This is a genomic window from Paenisporosarcina sp. P4_E4_2 (assembly GCF_056401595.1).
Window position 1 is genome coordinate 1 of sequence record NZ_JBFUJC010000551.1, and the last position, 1,209, is coordinate 1,209.

2 protein-coding genes are annotated in these 1,209 nt (G+C 39.9%); one reads left to right on the forward strand and one right to left on the reverse strand.

What is annotated here, in order from left to right; translation table 11 throughout:
• Positions 1–214 precede the first annotated feature (214 nt).
• On the forward strand, positions 215–586 hold the full coding sequence (locus tag AC1DSB_RS19635; RefSeq protein ID WP_016429796.1) for a VOC family protein: 372 nt from the start codon (positions 215–217) through the stop codon (positions 584–586).
• A 173-nt stretch (positions 587–759) separates the two neighbouring features.
• Here the strand turns inward: AC1DSB_RS19635 and AC1DSB_RS19640 are convergent.
• Positions 760–1,209 (reverse strand): CBS domain-containing protein (locus AC1DSB_RS19640; RefSeq protein WP_477587458.1); only part of this gene is annotated, 450 nt, incomplete at its 5' end.

The window sequence follows — 1,209 nt, forward strand, 5'->3', positions numbered from 1 at the left end:
CTTTATTACATACCTAATTTAGTAAGTCCTTTAAATTTGCAGGTGTATAAGCCAAAGTGATGCTCGTTTCATTCCAATTCCAATTCACTTCTTCACCCCCTGATTTTGAATTCATCCTTTATTATCAAACTTTCGAGTCTTTCCTAAAGAATACCACAGCAGGATTTCCACTCGTTCTGTCGAATTGAAAAAGGAGGGATTGGAGGAATTACATATGAAAAATTTATCGATTGAGTCCATTGGTCAAATTGCTGTCAATGTAAAAGACGTGTCTCGAGCTGTCGCTTTTTACAGAGATGTAATCGGCTTGCCGTTACTGTTCGAAACAGATGGACTGGCGTTTTTCCAATGTGGAGAAACACGTTTGTTATTGAGTTTGCCGGAGAAGAAAGAGTTTGACCACCCAAGCTCCGTGCTGTACTTCAAAGTGAAAGAATTGAATTCAACAGTGAGCACCATGAAAGAAGCGGGAGCAGATTTTATTGATGAACCCCACATGGTTGGAAAAATGGGCGATATTGAAATCTGGATGGCTTTCTTCAAAGATGGCGAAGGCAATACACATGCTGTTATGAGTGAAATTTAAGCAACGAACCCTTCCAAAGCTTCAGCGTGGAAGGGTTTTTCTTTTCAAGAGGAGGCGTAGCCTTCTCCCATTTAAGGTTTTGTCCATTCAATATGAGTTTTCGTCCAATCGGAGCAGGTTTAATGAGATGTCCATTGTATAATTGCTCTAACAATTGAGAACAAAAAACTCAATCACGCTTCAATTTTCATCAGATCCAACGGCGTGACAATACCGACCAGCCCATCTTTGTCCGTAATCAGCAATGCTTCGAGTCTTTTTCCTTTTGCCATTGCCTCTTTAAAAAGTTCTTCCGCTTCAAAAATCGACATCTCTCGTGAGACGAAAAGATGATTTTCTTTCTTTTTTTCATGTTGAAGAGTGGATTCGATAGTCATTTCCCAGGAAATATCCTCTTTTTCGACATGGTTTGCAAGCCAGAAGGTAATTCCCACCGCAGTTAATAGGCCTACAAAAACATTACCTTCATATATGGGTATTTGGGTAAATTGTTTATCTCTTATCATGACTAAGGCATCAAGTAACGTGTCTTTCGCTTGGAGTGTGCTTACTTTTCGTGCAAACATTTCCCCTACGGTAACTGGTTTTGCCAGTGCTTCATCAATTGCTTCAAGAGCTTGTAC